The 16,160-nt window shown below is 68.7% G+C and carries 14 protein-coding genes; 9 read left to right on the plus strand and 5 right to left on the minus strand.

The window, feature by feature from the left end:
* The first annotated feature begins 121 nt into the window (after nt 1-121).
* Genes ACFYRU_RS38450 through ACFYRU_RS38470 form a run of 5 tightly spaced genes read left to right on the plus strand, consistent with a single transcriptional unit; the run spans nt 122 to nt 6,847 of the window.
* Nucleotides 122-1,420: an ABC transporter substrate-binding protein gene (locus ACFYRU_RS38450; protein WP_387668608.1), complete on the plus strand. Its 1,299-nt coding sequence runs from the start codon at nt 122-124 to the stop codon at nt 1,418-1,420.
* On the plus strand, nt 1,420-2,307 hold the full coding sequence (locus ACFYRU_RS38455; RefSeq protein WP_387668610.1) for a carbohydrate ABC transporter permease: 888 nt from the start codon (nt 1,420-1,422) through the stop codon (nt 2,305-2,307). The genes ACFYRU_RS38450 and ACFYRU_RS38455 overlap by 1 nt, the downstream gene beginning before the upstream one ends.
* The gene (locus ACFYRU_RS38460) at nt 2,307-3,152 is read left to right on the plus strand and encodes a carbohydrate ABC transporter permease (protein WP_387668613.1); all 846 of its coding nucleotides are present in this window, start codon (nt 2,307-2,309) and stop codon (nt 3,150-3,152) included. The genes ACFYRU_RS38455 and ACFYRU_RS38460 overlap by 1 nt, the downstream gene beginning before the upstream one ends.
* Entirely contained in the window at nt 3,149-5,590 is a 2,442-nt protein-coding gene (locus ACFYRU_RS38465; protein WP_387668615.1) for a beta-galactosidase, read from the plus strand. The genes ACFYRU_RS38460 and ACFYRU_RS38465 overlap by 4 nt, the downstream gene beginning before the upstream one ends.
* Before the next feature lie 9 nt (nt 5,591-5,599).
* On the plus strand, nt 5,600-6,847 hold the full coding sequence (locus ACFYRU_RS38470; protein WP_387668618.1) for an ROK family protein: 1,248 nt from the start codon (nt 5,600-5,602) through the stop codon (nt 6,845-6,847).
* 3 nt (nt 6,848-6,850) lie between these two features.
* Here ACFYRU_RS38470 and ACFYRU_RS38475 read toward each other — a convergent pair whose 3' ends face one another.
* Complete coding sequence (locus ACFYRU_RS38475) at nt 6,851-7,843, minus strand: YgfZ/GcvT domain-containing protein (RefSeq protein WP_387668621.1); 993 nt, start codon at nt 7,841-7,843, stop codon at nt 6,851-6,853.
* Between the two features lie 108 nt (nt 7,844-7,951).
* Between ACFYRU_RS38475 and ACFYRU_RS38480 the strand changes: the two genes are divergently transcribed.
* Entirely contained in the window at nt 7,952-8,773 is an 822-nt protein-coding gene (locus ACFYRU_RS38480) for an LLM class flavin-dependent oxidoreductase (protein WP_387668624.1), read from the plus strand.
* A gap of 154 nt (nt 8,774-8,927) precedes the next feature.
* On the opposite strand, the gene ACFYRU_RS38485 is transcribed toward ACFYRU_RS38480, so the two are convergent.
* The gene (locus ACFYRU_RS38485) at nt 8,928-10,295 is read right to left on the minus strand and encodes a cation:dicarboxylate symporter family transporter (protein WP_387668627.1); all 1,368 of its coding nucleotides are present in this window, start codon (nt 10,293-10,295) and stop codon (nt 8,928-8,930) included.
* A gap of 120 nt (nt 10,296-10,415) precedes the next feature.
* Here ACFYRU_RS38485 and ACFYRU_RS38490 point away from each other — a divergent pair, with 120 nt between their 5' ends.
* Nucleotides 10,416-11,672, plus strand: a complete 1,257-nt coding sequence (locus ACFYRU_RS38490) for a sensor histidine kinase (protein ID WP_387668629.1) — start codon at nt 10,416-10,418, stop codon at nt 11,670-11,672.
* Nucleotides 11,665-12,342 (plus strand): response regulator, encoded by a 678-nt coding sequence (locus tag ACFYRU_RS38495; protein WP_387668632.1) that lies wholly within the window; start codon nt 11,665-11,667, stop codon nt 12,340-12,342. Before ACFYRU_RS38490 ends, ACFYRU_RS38495 begins: the two co-directional genes overlap by 8 nt.
* Before the next feature lie 120 nt (nt 12,343-12,462).
* Here ACFYRU_RS38495 and ACFYRU_RS38500 read toward each other — a convergent pair whose 3' ends face one another.
* Nucleotides 12,463-12,957 carry an FABP family protein gene (locus tag ACFYRU_RS38500; protein WP_387668635.1) on the minus strand — a complete coding sequence of 165 codons (495 nt, stop codon included), beginning with the start codon at nt 12,955-12,957 and terminating at the stop codon, nt 12,463-12,465.
* 201 nt (nt 12,958-13,158) lie between these two features.
* Here ACFYRU_RS38500 and ACFYRU_RS38505 point away from each other — a divergent pair, with 201 nt between their 5' ends.
* Nucleotides 13,159-13,521, plus strand: a complete 363-nt coding sequence (locus ACFYRU_RS38505) for a DsrE family protein (RefSeq protein WP_387668638.1) — start codon at nt 13,159-13,161, stop codon at nt 13,519-13,521.
* Nucleotides 13,522-13,653: 132 nt separating this feature from the next.
* On the opposite strand, the gene ACFYRU_RS38510 is transcribed toward ACFYRU_RS38505, so the two are convergent.
* Together ACFYRU_RS38510 and ACFYRU_RS38515 are read right to left on the minus strand one after the other, a co-directional pair.
* The gene (locus ACFYRU_RS38510) at nt 13,654-15,513 is read right to left on the minus strand and encodes a hypothetical protein (protein ID WP_387668641.1); all 1,860 of its coding nucleotides are present in this window, start codon (nt 15,511-15,513) and stop codon (nt 13,654-13,656) included.
* Nucleotides 15,513-16,070, minus strand: coding sequence for a hypothetical protein (locus ACFYRU_RS38515; RefSeq protein WP_387668643.1), 558 nt, complete (start codon nt 16,068-16,070; stop codon nt 15,513-15,515). Before ACFYRU_RS38515 ends, ACFYRU_RS38510 begins: the two co-directional genes overlap by 1 nt.
* Nucleotides 16,071-16,160: the final 90 nt, after the last annotated feature.

Consider the following 16,160-nt stretch of genomic DNA (forward strand, 5'->3'; position numbering starts at 1 on the left):
GTTCGGCTTTTCGCCCGGCCAGGTCTTGTCAGGGGTTATCCCAATGGTTAGTTTAACCGCCACCCAAATCCTCAGGGTTGAACAGAAACCCTCAGGACCCAACATGCTGAAGGGTCACGCGATGACGATGGACACACGGCTGGGACGACGTGGATTTCTCGGACTGGGACTGGCGGCCGGCGTCATCACGCTGACGGCCTGCGGAGCGGACAACAAGAGCGCCACGGCGTCGGGCGATGCGGAAGCCGCCGACCTGGTGATGACGGTGTGGGGCGGCGAGAACGACAAGACGACGTACCAGAAGCGGATCGACCTGGTCACGCAGAAGTACCCGAAGCTGAAGATCACCCTGCAGCTGATCCCGAACGACGGGTACGCGCAGAAGGTGCAGACGATGATCGCCGGCGGCAAGGGGCCGGACATCATGCAGGTCGCCGAGAGCGTCAACGTGTACTCCAGCAAGAACCAGCTCCAGCCGCTGGACGACCTGGCGAGCAAGGCCGGCCTCGACCTGGAGAAGCGGTTCGGCTCGATCGGCAAGCTGTACTCGTACCAGGACAAGGTCTACGCGATCCCGGACCGCTCCGGCGCGATGATCGTCTTCTACAACAAGGCGCTGTTCACGGCGAAGGGCATCAAGGCCCCGAGCGCGGACTGGACCTGGGACGACGCGCTCAGCGCGTTCAAGGAGCTGACGATCCCGGGCAAGCAGTGGGGTTACGCGGGCTCCGGCTGGTGGGCGCAGTGGTGGAGCTTCGTGTACCAGAACGGCGGGAAGATCATCGACGACAGCGGCAAGCCCGCGGTCGCCACCGACGAGGTGATCGAGGCGCTGCAGTGGGCCGGCGACCTGGTCTTCAAGCACGGCGTGGTCCCGACCCAGAAGGACTACGCGAACATGGGCGCCGACGTCGGCGGCGACCAGGCGTTCGCGAACGGCAAGGTCGCGGTGAACACCACCGGCTTCTGGGGCATCGGCGGCCTGACCAAGTCGAAGATCGAGTGGGACATCGCGCCGCTGTGGAAGGGCAAGCAGCAGGCGGTGACCGCGTTCGGCAGTGGCCTGGCCATCTCCCGGACGGCGAAGAACCCGGCCGCTGCCTTCAAGGCGATCGACTTCCTCACCTCACCGGACGCGCAGCAGCAGATCATCGCGACCGGGCAGGACGTGCCGGCCAACCTCGACGTACAGAAGAGCGACGCGTTCCTGAAGCCGTCCTGGATGACCAAGCCGGTCGACATGAACGTGTTCGGCGAGTCCAGCGGCTTCGTCTACCGGGCGCCGTTCATCCCGCAGTGGAACGAGATGCAGAAGGCGTTCGACGACGGGCTGGCCGACTTCTGGCTCGGCAAGCAGGACGCCCGGACCGCCTTGACCGCGATCCAGAAGCAGCTCGAGTCCATCGTCAAGCCCGCCTGATGTCGAGGCTGCGTAGACGCGAGGCGCTCTGGTTCTACCTGTTCGCATCACCGTGGATCATCGGCTTCCTGGTCTTCCTGCTCGGGCCGATGATCGCGTCGATCTACATCTCGCTGACCGACTGGGACTCTTTCACGCCGCCGAAGTGGGTCGGGCTGCAGAACTACACCCGGCTGCTCACCGACGATCCGGTGTTCTGGAAGGCGTTGTGGAACACGTTCTACTACGCGGCGATCTCGGTACCGCTCGGACTGGTGATCGGGCTGTGGCTGGCGAACCTGCTGAACAAGCAGGTTCGCGTCCGCAAGGTGTTCCGGACGCTGATCTACCTGCCGACGCTGGTACCGCTGGTCGCCACCGCGATGATCTTCAAGATGGTGCTCGCGCCGTCCGGACCGCTGAACGACGTACTCAACGTGTTCGGGATCCCCGGACCGTCGTGGTTGCTCGAGGCGGTCTGGGTGAAGCCGGCGCTGATCCTGCTGTCCGTCTGGGGTGCCGGCGGCGCGACCGTACTGTTGCTCGCGGCGATGAAAGGCATCCCGCGGGAGCTGTACGAGGCGGCCGAGGTGGACGGCGCCTCCCGGATCCGGCAGTTCTGGAGCATCACGGTTCCGCAGCTCACCCCGATCATCTTCTTCAACCTGATCATGGGGCTGATCGGCGCGTTCCAGGTGTTCTCCCAGGTCTACATCCTGACCAAGGGCGGCCCGAACAACGCCAGCCAGACGATGGTGCCGCTGCTGTTCGACCAGGCGTTCTCCTTCTACAAGATGGGTTACGCCTCGGCGATCTCGTGGCTGCTGTTCCTGGTCATCCTGGGCTTCACGCTGCTCGCCTTCCGTACCGCCCGCCGCTGGGTGTTCTACGAAACCGAGGTGAAGTGATGCGGGCCTTCCGTGCGACGCCGTTCAGCTACGCGACGCTGATCCTGGTGTCCGCCGTACTGTGCGTACCGCTGGTGTTCGTGGTGTCGATCGCGTTGTCCAGCGACCAGACGGTGAACGCGAACACCTTCACGATCCTGCCGCGCGAGTTCCACTGGGAGAACTTCACCCGGGTGTTCAGCACCGAGCTGCCGATGCAGCGGTTCCTGCTGAACTCGGTGATCATCTCGGCCGGAGCGGTACTGGGCCAGGTGCTGTCCAGCGGCCTCGTCGGGTACGCGTTCGCCCGACTGCGCGCGCCGGGCAAGAACGCCCTGTTCATCGTGGTGATCGCGACCATGATGATCCCGTCCCAGATCACGATGATCCCGCAGTTCATCCTGTTCAAGGACCTCGGCTGGGTGAACACGTACCTGCCGCTGATCGTGCCGAACTTCTTCTCGAACGCGTTCAACGTGTTCCTGGTCCGGCAGTTCGTGTCCCGGCTGCCGAGCGAGATCGACGAGGCCGCGATGGTGGACGGCCTGGGCTTCTTCGGCATCTACCGGCGGATCATGCTGCCGATGCTCGCGCCGGTACTGATCGCGATCGGGATCTTCACGCTGACCGCGACCTGGGGCGACTTCATGGGTCCGCTGATCTACCTGAACGACGAGTCGAAGATGCCGTTGGCGCTGGGCGTGCAGTACATCACCAGTACGTCGCAAGCGCTGCAGGCGCCACCGTGGAACCTGGTCATGGTCGGGTCGATCCTGCTCACGCTGCCGATGATCCTGGTGTACTACCTGGGTCAGCGGTACCTGTACGAGATGGACATCAGCGGCGGAAGCGCAGGCGTCAAGTGACAGTGTCTTTGGATGCACGTGGCATCACGATCGACGGCACGCCGCAGGTCGTGCTGTGCGCGTCGTTGTTCTACTTCCGGTTGCCGCGCGAGCAGTGGCGGGAGCGCCTCGAGCAGGTACGGCGGTCCGGCTACACCTGCGTGGACGTGTACGTGCCGTGGAACTTCCACGAGCTCTCCCCCGGCCGCTGGTCGTTCGAGGGCCGGCGGGACGTCGCCGCGTTCCTCGATCTCGCGTACGAGGTGGGGCTGCACGTGATCGCCCGGCCGGGACCGTACATCTGCTCGGAGTGGGACGGGGGCGCACTGCCCGCGTGGCTCGGGCTGGACCCGTCCCTGCGAGTGCGGCAGAACGAGCCGCGCTTCCTCGCGGCGGTGACGGCGTGGTTCGACCAGGTGCTGCCGATCCTCGCCGCCCGACGGCACGGTGCGGGCGGTGCGGTGATCATGGTCCAGCTCGAGAACGAACTGGACTTCTTCGACTGCACCGAACGGCCTGGATACCTTGCGGCGTTGCGTGAACAAGCAGTTGCCCACGGCATCGACGTATCGCTGATCGCCTGCTCCGGGCAAGGCGACCTGTTCGGCGCCACCGGCGACGTGGACGGCGTCGTACCGGCGTGCAACTTCTACCCGGACGACGACTCGCCGTTCGTCGAGGAGGAGGTACGGCGGTACGCGCAACTGCTCGCGGACCGCGGACTCCCACTGCTCGTCACCGAGACGAACCGGCGGCACCGGACGCTCCGGCGGCTGCTCGCCAGCGGCGCCTCGCTGATCGCGCCGTACCTGCAGTCCTCGGGCTGGAACTTCGGCTACACCCCGTCCTGCGGGAACTGGGGACACCCGGGCAACTTCATGAGCCACGGCTACGACTTCGGCGGCTACGTGTCGTCGATGGGTGTGGAGCGGCCGGAGTACGCCGAGGCGCAGGTGCTGTCGTGGGTCGTACTGGCCCTCGGACCACGGTTGGCGGCGGCGACCGTCGGCGCGCCGATCGACGTGGTCACGGACTTCCCGACGAGTTCGTCGCACTCGGTGCTCGACCTGGACGGCGGCGGGCGGTTGGTCGCCGTACCGAATCTCGGTCGGGAGGACGGGCGGGCGATCGTCGAGGGTGTATCGGTCGCGGTGGCGGCGGACTCGTGTCCGCTGATGCTGCTCGACCTGCCGCTCGGCGAGACCATGCTCCGGCTCGCGTCGGCCGATCTGATGGACTCCCGGCAGGGGTTGCTGTTCTGCTCGTCCGTACCCGTGACCGTTGTCATCGGCAACAGTACGGAGGAGGTCCCGGTCGGGTCGTCGCGGATCGTCGAAGGCGTCGTGGTCACCGTGGAACCACCACCGGAGGTTGACGAACCGGACGCCTCAGGCGTCCTGGATGCGAAGGTACGGCGTCGTACGTCGGCAGCGCCGTCGACGCCGGCCGGCACGCACGAGGAACCACCGGCGCTGGAGGCGCTCGGCGTGTACCGCGGACGAGGTACGTACGCGACGACTACCGAGCTCATGGACGAACTGCTCGTCGTGGGCGCGTCCGACATCGTGAACCTATCGATCGGCGGCCGTGTCCACACGCTGGCCGGCTTCGGCGCGACGCAGCGTCTCGACGTCCGCGGGCTCGACGGTGTCCTCGAGGCCACGGTCGAGATCTGGGGGCACGCGAACTTCGACGACGTACGGCTGCCGTCCCTGCGCCTCGGTGCGCTGCGCGGCCTCGGCTCGGTGTGGAACGTCGTCGCGACGCGCGACATCTCCGCGCTCTGGACGGTCGACGGTCATTGGGCCGGCGCCCCGGCTCCGCTCCGCAACCTGACCGGCTGGAGCAGCACGCGGATCGGTACGCCGATCACGTACACGCGCCGGGTCGACACCGAAGGGCCGACCGCCCTGCACCTGGAAGGTGTGCACGCCCCGGTCGCTGTGACTGTAGACGGTGAGCCACGGACCGTTCACGTCGAGGATCCTTGGCTGCTGCTGCCGGCCGGGACCAAGGAGATCTCGGTGACGCTGCCGCACGACCCGAGCGCGGGCGGTCTCCGCGCCGAACTGCTCACGCTGAGTCCGGTTCTCGGCTGGACCTGTTCCGTCCAGGACGACGAACTACTGGCGGCCTTCGCGCTGCGCCGCGAACAGGGCACCGAGCTCCAGCTGCCGCTGACGCTCCGACCGGGCGAGGAGGTCTGGCTCGACCTGGAGCTTCCATCGTTGGAGAATGGTTTGCTGGTCCGGCCGGACGGTGCCCAGGTCCGGGTCACCGGCTGGGCGTCCGGGGAGTGCCTCGGCCGGGTGTGGCTCGGTGACCGGCCGGCGTTCTCCGGCGGCGATCCGGACGTACTGTGGATCCCGCCGGGGTGGTCCGGGCTGACGCTGCTCGTCCAGGGCGTCGACGGACCGGGTACACCGGAGCTTCGGGCAGTCAGGATCGAGAGCACCTAGGGGAGAACCGTGCCGCGGCAGACATCTCGCGACCTGCGCAACGAAAGCCGGTTCGAGGTGCTGCACGCGCTGTTCACCCTGGGGCCCTCGACCCGGCAGGAGATCGCCAGGCACACCGGGCTCAGTCCGGCCACCGTCGCCACCCTCGTCACGCAGTTCCTGTCCGAGGGTGTGCTGCGGATCGCGACCGTCGAACAGAACACCGTCGGCCGCCCGTACGAGCGACTCACGATCGATCCGGGCCGGGGCCGGATCCTCGGCATCGACGTCGCCGAGACGTACGTCGACGCGACCGTGTACGACGTGACGTTGCAGCCGCTCGGCCAGAGCCAGGTGATGCTCGACGAGCACCAGAACGGCCAGACGTACGTCGTCGACGGCATCGTCCGCGCGATCGACGCGGCGACCGCCGACGGCGGCATCGTCCGGAAGCAGATCACCGGCGTCGGCGTGAGCATGCCCGGGCAGGTCCGGCCGGACGCCGGCGTCTCGGTGTTCGCGCCGAACTGGGACTGGCACGACGTCACGATCGAGGCCCTGCTCGCCGAACAACTCGGCCTGCCGGTGTACGTCGACAACCCGCTGAAGGCCATTGCACTGTCGGAGCTGTGGTTCGGCGTCGGCCGGACCGCGAAGAGCATGGCTGTGGTCAACCTCGGCACCGGCGTCGGCGCCGGCATCGTGATCGACCGGGCGTTGCTGCGCGGCGAGACAAACAACGCGGGCGAGTGGGGCCACACCCTGCTGCAGCTCGACGGCCGGCTGTGCCGGTGCGGCCGGCGCGGCTGCGTCGAGGCGTACCTGGGCGTCTGCGGCCTGCAGACAACGCTCGCCGAGATCGACCCGGATCATGCGGCGCTCCGGGAGGCACAGCAGCCCGGGTTCGTCGCCGCGGTCGCCGAGGGGCTGTCCCACGGCGACAGTGCGCTGTCCGAGCTCGCCCGCCGTACGTCGCACTACCTGGCCGCGGCGCTGGGTGATCTGGTGAACCTGTTGAACATCTCGCAGATCACCCTCACCGGCTGGACGACGGCGGCGTTGAGCGAGTGGCTGATCCCGGCCGTCCGGTCCGAACTCCCGGACCACGTCCTGCCAGGCTCGCTGCCCGACCTCACGGTCGAGGCCTCGCAGGTGCCCGGCAATCCGGTCGCGCTCGGGATGGCCGCCTTCAGCCTCGAACAGTTCCTCGGCACCCTCGGCCTGGCCAGCAAGGCGTCGCTCCCCGCCATTGGCCGCAGGCTGCGCTCGCCGGTCTGATTCCTACAAGCGCGAGCGGACGTGCAGGCCGACCTCGGGGTCGACCAGGACTTCCTGGGTCGCCGTCACGGTCGGCTGATCCGCGGCCACGATCTCCAGCGCGGCTGCGGGGTCGACGCTGCGCTTCACCACCGCAAGCGCGATCGGCCCCAACTCGTGGTGCCGAGCGGCCGAACCGATGAACCCCACCTGCTTCTCCCCCGCCTGCACGGCATCACCGTGCACGGGCAGGCGATCCACCGAACCGTCCAGGTGCAGCAGTACCAGCCGCCGCGGCGGCCGCCCGAGGTTGTGCACCCGCGCGACGGTTTCCTGACCGCGGTAGCAGCCCTTGTTCAGGTGTACGCCGACGCCGAGCCAGCCCAGCTCGTTCGGGATCGCCCGCTCGTCGGTGTCCAGCCCGAACCGCGGCTGCCCCGCCTCGATCCGCAGCGCCTCGTACGCCCAAACCCCCGCCGCCGGCCCCTCGAGGTTCGCCAACTCGCCCCGCGGCAGAAACACCTCGTGCCCACCCAGCGAATCCGCACCACTCCGACTCAGGTACTTCTCATCCGCAGTCCCAGGCCGCCAGATGATCGCGTACTCGTCGCTGACATCCGCAATCTCGACACGCGACATGAACACCATCTTCTGCAGCCATTCGACGAGCGCGGCCGCCGCACCAGGCTCGGTGTGCAACCAGAACGTCTCCCCATCGTCCACGCCGTACATCACGTGCTCCACGTGACCGGTCGGCGACAACAGCAGCGCGGTGGTCGATGTACCCGGCTTGAGCCCCTCGAAGTACTGCGTGGTCAACGCGTGCAACCACGTCAGCCGGTCCGGTCCGGTGATCGTGACCACGTCGCGGTGCGACAGGTCGACGAACGCCGCGCCGGCGACCAGTGCGCGCTGTTCGCGCAGGTCCGAGCCGTAGTGCGCGGCGACACCGGCGTCGAGTCCGTCGGCCTCGACCGCGCCGGGCCGGTCCAGCAGGGGGCTGCGGTTGCGTGACATGTCACCAGAGTACGTCGTTCGGCGTACACCGAAGGACTCCCACCGTGGGATGTGGACAGACCCCTGCTACGACCAGTCTGGAAGGACAACTTCGGAGGGAGCAGAGCGATGAGCAACAGGCGATTCCGGTTCGGCGTGGTGGGCAGCCCGCGGACCGGTGACGAGTGGACCAAGACCGTGCGCCGGGCCGCCGACCTCGGGTACTCGACCGTGCTGATGCCGGACGGGCTGCAGCTGCCGTCGCCGTTCCCGTCGCTGGCGATGGCGGCCGCGGTCGCGGACATCCGGGTCGGTACGTTCGTCGCGGCGGCCCCGCTGCGTACGCCGCGAGCGGCCGCGTGGGAGGCGCACACGCTGACCGTACTGACCGACGGGCGGTTCGAGTTCGGGATCGGTACCGGGCGGCCGGTCGCGGAGCAGCAGACCGCGGAGCTCGGGCTGCCGTGGGGTTCGGCGAAGGAGCGTCGCGACCAGGTCCGGCAGACTCTGGACCTGTTGCGGGAGCTCGACGGTGAGCGCCGTACGCCGGTCATGCTGGCCGCCGGTGGTCCGCGAGCGCTTGCACTCGCGGCGGCGCGGGCGGACATCGTCTCGCTGGCGAAGGACGCGATGACGCCGCGCGCCGAGGTCGTTCAGCTGGTCCGGGACCTGCGCGAGCTGGCCGGCTCGCGGGCCGACGAGATCGAGCTCGCGATGAACCTGTTCGCGGCCGGTACGCGGGAGCTGCCGCCGTGGACGAAGCAGGCGGCCGGCGTCGACCCCGAGGTGCTCGAGGCGAGCGACTCGCTGATGATGCTGCGCGGTACGCCGACGGAGATGGCCGACGAGCTGCAGCGCCGCCGGGACGAGTTCGGCGCGTCGTACATCTCGGTCAACTCGACGTACCTCGAGGACCTGGCCCCAGTCGTCGAGCTGCTGAACGGGAAGTAGCGGACGTCCAGGCCATCACAATGTGAACCTGCGCGGCGATCCCCGCCCAGAGCGTCGCCCGAGCGGCGATTGGGATGGCCTGGAGGTCCGCACACAGCACTGCCCGCCGGGCTGTGGCTCCGGCGGGCAGTGCCTGAGGGGTGGGACAGATGGTCTATGCGTCGGCCGTGCGGGCCGCGACGGGGGCCGGGGCCTCGCCGCCGTGCGTGTCGCCGGCGGCGAAGGCGACCTCGTCGAACGGGTCGTTGCCGGCGAAGACCTGCTTGGCCTGCTCCTTGTCGAACTCGCCGACCCAGTGGCCGACCAGGAGCGTCGCGACCGCGTTGCCGGCGAAGTTCGTCAGCGCCCGCGCCTCGGACATGAACCGGTCGATGCCGACGATCAGGCCGACGCCGTCGACCAGCTCGGGCCGGTGCGACTGCAACCCGCCGGCCAGCGTGGCCAGGCCCGCACCGGTGACACCGGCAGCACCCTTCGACGCGACGATCATGAACAGCAGCAGCGAGATCTGCTGCCCGATCGAGAACGGCTGGTCCATCGCCTCCGCGATGAACAACGACGCCATCGTCAGGTAGATCGCGGTGCCGTCCAGGTTGAACGAGTACCCGGTCGGCACGGTGATACCGACGACGGACTTGTCGACGCCGAGATGTTCCATCTTCCCGATCAACCGCGGCAGCGCCGTCTCCGACGACGAGCTCGACACGATCAGCAGGAACTCGCGACCGAGGTAGCGCAGCAACTGGAAGATCGACAGCCCGGTGACGACCCGCAGGATCGTGCCCAGCACGACGACCACGAACAGCAGGCACGTGATGTAGAACGCGAGCATGATCTTCAGCAGGCTGACCAGGGCGGTCGAGCCGGCCGCACCGACGACCGCCGCGATCGCACCGAACGCACCGATCGGCGCCGTCCACATGATCATCGACAGGATCTTGAACACCAGCCGCTGGATGTGACCGATGCCGACCAGCACCGGCTGGCCCTTGGAGCCCATCGCCTGCAGCGCGAAGCCCACGAGCAGCGCGACCAGTACGGTCTGCAGCACCTGTCCTTCGGTCAGCGACGACAGCAGCGACTTCGGGATGATGCCGAGGATGAAGTCGGTCGTACTGGTGTGCGCGCCGGCCGCCTGGGCCTGGCCCGCCTTGCGCAGCTTGTCGGTCAGGTCGAGCCCGGAACCGGGCTGGACGATGTTGCCGACCACCAGACCGATGGCCAGCGCGACCGTCGACATCACCAGGAAGTAGACGAGCGCGAGACCGCCGACCTTGCCGACGCTGGCGGCCTGCCGGACGGAGCCGATGCCGAGTACCAGCGTGCAGAAGATGATCGGGCTGATCAGCATCTTGATCAGGTTCACGAAGCCGGTGCCGAGCGGTTTCAGCTCGACCGCGAAATCCGGGAACAGGAACCCGACACCGATGCCGAGCAGTACGGCGACGATGACGGCGATGTAGAGGAAATGGGTCCGGTCGTTGCGGACCGGGGTCGGGCGGGGTTCGGTCGGGCTCGACATGGTGGGACTCCTGTATCGGCCTGGCGGAGGGGTTGTGGGTAACTGTGACGTGACGCACAGGAGAAGCGCGCATTTCGTTCATATCGTTCGCTAGGCACAGTTGGGGGCAAACTGATCCGCATGAAACGTCGGCCGTGGGAGTTGCGCCGCCAGGTCCTCTGGTTGCAGACCGTCACGGTCACAGTACTCATCGCGATGGTCTGGCTGGTGATGATCAGTCGCTCCCGCGCCCAGGCGTTGCGGGACCAGAGCGCCAGCGGCATCCCCGCGCCCGGCTGGTGGGAGCTGGCCCGGCTCGACCTTCGCTCGATGCTGGGGATCGCCAGCCTGATGCTGGGCGTCGCGATCGCCGGCAACGCGCTCGTCACCTGGCGGGTCCGGCGCGCCACCCGCGGGATGGGTACGCAGTCGCTGGCGCGGATGCTCGACTTCTACGAAGGCGTCCTGCATGCCGCCCGCGAAGGCCTGATCCTGCTCGACCTCGACGGCCGCGTACAGCTCGCGAACGACGAGGCGCTCACGCTGCTCGGGCTTCGCGTCGTCACACCTGGTACGCCGTTGGAGGAGCTGCACCTCGGCGCACCGCTGGCCGAACTGCTCGCGACCGGGCGGACGGCGTACGACGAACTGCACCTCGGCGCGCAGGGCGTCGTCGTCGTGAACCAGCAGCCGTCCGGGCGCGGGCGGATCGTCACCCTGCGGGACCACACCCAGTTGCAGCGGCTGCTCGGCGAACTGGACGCCGTACGGAGTCTGGCGGAATCGCTGCAGGCACAGAATCATGAGGCCTCGAACCGGCTGCACACCGTGGTCAGCCTGATCGAGATCGGCAAGCCGGAACGGGCCCGGGAGTTCGCGGTGTCGGAACTGCAGTTCGCGCAGGCGATGACGGACCGCGTCGTCGGCACCGTCGGCGACCCGGTGCTCGCATCGTTGCTGTTGGCAAAGTTGTCGCAAGCCCAGGAGCGTGGCGTCGTGCTGACCCTCGACCTGGGGCACGAGACGCTGAACACCCGGCTGCCCGCGCAGGACGTGGTGACCGTGGTCGGAAACCTGCTGGACAACGCGATCGAGGCCGCGCGCGGCGGACCGGCGCCGCGCAAGGTGGAGCTCCGCGCGGCCACGACCGCCGACGCGGTGGACCTGGTGGTGACGAACACCGGCGCCGAACTCGGGTCGGTCGAACTGGCGCACATGTTCGAGCGCGGCTGGACGACGAAGGCCGAGCCGGGACACGGACTCGGGCTCGTACTGGTGCGCAGTACGGTCGAACGATGGCAGGGTTCGCTCATGGTCGATCCCGATTCCGAACTGGACGAGGTCCCCGCGCTCTCGGTGCGCGTACGGCTGCCGCGGGCGGTGGGCGCGAGTGCCTGACCTGCGCGTACTGGTCGTCGAGGACGACCCGGTCGCCGCGGAGGCCCACCGTACGTACGTCGACCGGCTGCCCGGCTTCACCTGCGTCGGCGTCGCGGGTACGGCAGGACGCGCGCTGCAGGTACTCGCCCGCGGCGACCTCGACCTGGTGCTGCTCGACATGCACCTGCCCGACGGGCACGGGCTCGACGTCGTCCGGCGGATGCGTGCTCTCGGCAACCAAACGGACGTGGTCGCGGTGACGTCCGCGCGCGAGGTCGCGGCGGTACAAGCGGCGGCGCGGATCGGCGTGGTGCAGTACGTGCTGAAACCGTTCGCGTTCGAGACGTTGCGGGACCGGCTGACGGCCTACGCACGGCAACGGCGGGCCGCCTCGCTCGGGGAGGTCGTCGCGGACCAGGACGAGGTCGACCGGTTGTTGCATCCGGCAACCGTCTCATCGGTGCCGAAGGGGCTCGCGGGCGGCGTACTGGATCGCGTCGTCCAGTTGCTCGCGAACCGGGAGGGCTGGACCGCGGAAGAGGTCGCGACCTCGCTCGGCACGTCCCGGATCACCGCCCGGCGCTACCTCGAACACCTCGCCGACCAAGGACAGGCCTTGCGCACCCAGCGCTACGACGGCCGCAGCGGCCGCCCGAAGGTCGAGTACTCCTGGGTAGCCGAGAGCTAGAAGACAACTCGCCCACCAGCGGGAGTGTGAACACCATCCGGTGCCGTTGCACAGGTTATTGCCTGTGCGGAGGCCCCACTTCCTGTTCACAAGGTCGACGCTGGGTCGGCCCGAGAGGGGTTAGGAGCGGACCAGCGTTGCCCAGAGGTGGGGCTGGAGCGACTGGCCCTGGGCGGCCATGTCGTACGCCCAGAGGAGCTCGCCGTTGACCAGGCCGTACAGCCGGTGGCCGGCGGTGACCTCCTTCGCGGAGGTGGTCCGCGCGACGACATCGGTCTGGAGCTCGATCTTCGCGCCGTCGATGTCGCCGTACCAGATCTCGGCGATCCCGGTCGGGTGCGCCAGGATCACCTCGAGCTTGTTGTCCGGCTGCGGCCGCCAGAAGCCGGTCTCGACCGCGAGCGGGCGCTCCTTGGTGCCGTCCTCGCCGACCACGAACGTCTGGCTGACGTAGTGCAGGTACGGCTTGCCGTTGTGGGTGAAGTCGATCTGCTGCCCGAACTCGAACTTCTCGATCGTCGGGTAGTCACCGTGCCCGCGGCCCTCCCAGCGCCCCAGCAACCACGCGAGCGGCACCAGGTCCGGGTGCAGGTCCTGCGGGATCTCGAACGCCATCGGATCACTCAGCCCGCGTTGCGGCCGCGGTACAGCCGGTAGACGACGAACGCCGAGAACCAGCCCATGAACACACAGACCAGAACCAGCAACGTGGTGAAGACGACATGCAACACGCTCGCCAGTCTAGAGGATCCCCACCGCCCCTTCCGGCATCCACCGCGTGACATCCCGCACTGCACGACCGGCTACCTTGACCGCATGTCCCGCACGCTGGTGATCAAACTGACCGCAGGCGCCGACGAACCCGAGCGCGCCAACCAGGCCTTCACCGTCGCGGCGTCCGCGATCGCCGCCGGCGCACCGGTCTCCCTCTGGTTGACCGGCGACGCGGTGTGGTTCGCCGTACCGGGCCGGGCCGAGTCCTTCGAACTGCCCCACGCGGCACCGCTCGCCGACCTACTCACCGCGGTCCTCGAAGGCGGCCAGCTGACGGTCTGCACCCAATGCGCCAAACGCCGCAACCTCACCGAGCCCGACCTCCGCCCCGGCACCCGCATAGCCGGCGCCCCCACCTTCACCGAAGAAATCCTCACCCCCACCGCCCAGGCAATCGTCTACTGACCCCACAGCCCAGCACCCCGCCGGCCCAATCCCCCAACCCCCACCCCGGCACCACCAGAGCAGCCACCACCCGGACCAGCAGCCGCCGCCGGGACCGGCGATCGGTGCCGGGGGCGGGCGGGCTGCTGTTGGTTACCTGCCTCGCTCGGCGCCGTCGTTGCCGCGTTCGGGGCCGCGGGAGCCTTGGTTGCGGCTGCGGTCCGCGAAGTCACGTTCGCCGGCCGACGCTCCGCTGTTCGCGAGCTCGCCTCCGTCGTACCCGGGTGCTTCCGAGGCCGACGGTCGGCCCGCGTTCACCTGGTGCTGTTGCTGACCGATCTCGGCGTCGGACATCTCGGTCTGCGCCCGGCCTGGAGGGTTCTTGGCTCGATTTTCGGCGTTACCCGCGCGCAGTTCGTCGAGCACCGGCTTCTCCTGCGCGTCCCGAGCCGCGACCTGCTCGGCCCGCTGCGCATCCTGCCCGCCCGGCCCGCCCTGCTCGCCTTGCTCCATGCTCTGCTGCTCGGCCCGGTTGGCCTCTGCTGCGTCGCCGGCCGTTGGGAACGCGGGCTGGTCGGCCGTCTGTTCCGGCTGCTGCCCCTGGATCCGCTGACCCGGCTGATCCGTGTCTGCAACCAACCTGTCGCCGTCCCGAACGCCGGCGTGGACGCCGTCCTGATTGACCACGAACGTCCGGTTGTCGCCGGAGATGTCGCCGATATTGATCGCTTCGCGGTCCGAGCCCGCGGCGTCTCGGCCGGCGCTCTGCATGTCCATGCCGGGGCTGTCTTGGTCAGCGCCCGACTGATAGCTGACGCTGACGCTCTGCCCCTCCGGTACCCGGTACACCGTGTTCGGGTCGGAGTTGCTGGCGTCGATGTGGTTGCCGTCGCGCTCGGTGTCCCAGTCGACGACGTTCTGCTGGCCGTTGTCGAGCCCGCCCTGCCCGACCGCGATGACGTTCCCGCCCTGCTGCGGCGACTGACCGTCCTGCTGCTGCCCGGCCTCCGCCGCGACCCCCCGCTCAGCCGACTCCGCCTCCAGTTGGCTGTCCGCCGCCTGCGAAGGCTCCACCCCCGCGTTCTCCACCTCGGCTTGCTGGTCCGGGTTGATCGCCGGGTCGGCGGCCTGACCCCGCTCGGCGTCGTTCGTCGTGGCGGCGTCAACACCCTGCTCGTTGGCAACCTCGGCCTGCTGCTCGTTCGCGGCCTCAGACTGCTGCTGGTTGGCCGCCTCGGACTGCTGCTCGTTCGCCGCCTCGGCCTGCTGCTCGTTGGCGGCCGCGGTTTGTTGCTGGTTGTCGGCGTCGCCTGCCTCGTTCTGCCTGTCCAGCTCTTCGTCGGCGGCTTCGGCGACGACCGCCGCACCGGCTGCGGCGCCGACTGCGGTGCCTGTGTCGACGCCGGGCTCACCGTTCTCCTGGGCCTGACGTTCCTTGTCCTGCTGCTCCTTGCGCTGCGCGTCCGCCTCGGCCTGTTGCTGCTGCCGGTGCTCGGCGGCGTCGTCCTTGCCGTTCCCGTCCCGGTCGTGGTCGTTCTCGAGGTCCTCCGCGGTCCGCTCGGATTCTTCGACGTTGTCGTCGATGCCGTCCCGGTCGAGGTCCGTCCGGTTCTGGACCCGGTCGTCGATCCCGTCCCGATCCCGGTCGTTGTTCAGGTTCTGGTCGTTCTGGCGCTGGCGGTCGTCGGCCTGCTGCTGGAGGCTCTGGATCCGCGCGTCCCTGGCGTTGACGTCAGCCTGCAGCGCGTCGCGCTGCTCGGCCAGCCGGGCGGCCAGCTCGGCGTCCTGGGTGCGTTCCGGCCCGGTCTGCTGCTGACGCTGGGCGAAGACGTTCGGGTCCCACTGGCCCTGCCTGGCATAGTGCTCCATCATCATCCGCATGCGCTGCTGACGGTTGAGCCGCTGCCGGAACCGGTGCACCAGCCCGCGCGCGAGGCTCAGCACCCGCTGGAGCGCCGTCGAAGTGCTCTGGACGACCTCGTCGACATGGTGGTCGCCGGTTTGCATCGACATCAGGCCACCTCGCTGGCATAGACGGAATACCCGAAGCCGGCGGTGTTGTCGTCGGCGCCGGGCTGGGATGCGTACAGATGGAACTCGGCGCCCGGCCGGAGCCAGACCGCCAGGTGCCGGCGGCGGCCGCGCCACTCGGGCGGGATCCGCACGTCGTCACCGGGACCGACGTACACCGGCGGTCCCCAGAACCGGCGGGCGAGCTCGAGCTGCTCGGGCCAGTGGTCGTCGAGACCTTCCTCGGCCTGCGGACGCTCGGACGGGCCGATCTCGTACGCCGACCAGCCCGATCGCGGGCTCTCCGGGAGCACGGCGTCCGGCAGCACCAGCATCACGGTCTCCCGCGGCGTGACCAGACCCCAGGTGTACCGGTCCGGGTCGATGTTGCCAGGCGCCCACGGGCGCCAGCCGGTGGCAGCGGTGACGCGGTCGACCAGGGCGCGGATCGCGTCCGTGCCGGTCGCCGGCGGACCCCAGAGCCGTCGCCAGTCGGCGACCTCGGCCAGGTCCGCCATCGCGCGCTCGTCGTCGTCGGACGGCCGCTCCTGCGTCTTCACGCCGCCACTCTCCCTTCGTCAAGTTTGCTCAGAGTATGCCCCGATCGGTACCACCCGCCCCGGTACAGACGCAGACCTGTGGATAACTGG

It is taken from the genome of Kribbella sp. NPDC004536, from assembly GCF_042873835.1.
Lineage (GTDB): Bacteria > Actinomycetota > Actinomycetes > Propionibacteriales > Kribbellaceae > Kribbella.